Origin of the sequence: Streptomyces sp. TRM68416 (assembly GCF_014596915.1) — a bacterium.
In the GTDB taxonomy this organism is placed as follows: Bacteria; Actinomycetota; Actinomycetes; order Streptomycetales; family Streptomycetaceae; genus Streptomyces.
In genome coordinates, this window is sequence record NZ_JACVWU010000115.1 from 1 (window position 1) to 311 (window position 311).

Genomic DNA, 311 nt, shown 5'->3' on the forward strand with positions numbered 1-311 from the left:
CGGGGTCTGCGGCGGGCACGATGGTGTGCCAGTCGACGGGGGTGCCGGTGGTCCACAGCCGGGCCAGGGCCTCGGTCAGGGCGGTGGTTTCCTCGCGTCCGGTCCGGGTCAGGGCCACGCAGACGCTGGTGTCGCTGCTTTCGTCGGTGAGGCAGTCGGTGACCATGGCGGTCAGTACGCCGCGTGGTCCGATCTCGGCGAAGGTGCGCACTCCGGCCTGGGTGAGGGTGCGGATGCCGTCGTGGAAGCGGACGGTGCCGCGCACCTGGCGTACCCAGTAGCCGGGATCGGTCAGCTCGCCCGTGGTGGCC

Annotated in this window: 1 protein-coding gene; it reads right to left on the minus strand. The window is 72.0% G+C overall.

The features are described 5' to 3' along the window. A partial coding sequence (locus ICC28_RS40190; RefSeq protein ID WP_188293815.1) for a hypothetical protein occupies positions 1–311 on the minus strand: 311 nt, incomplete at both ends.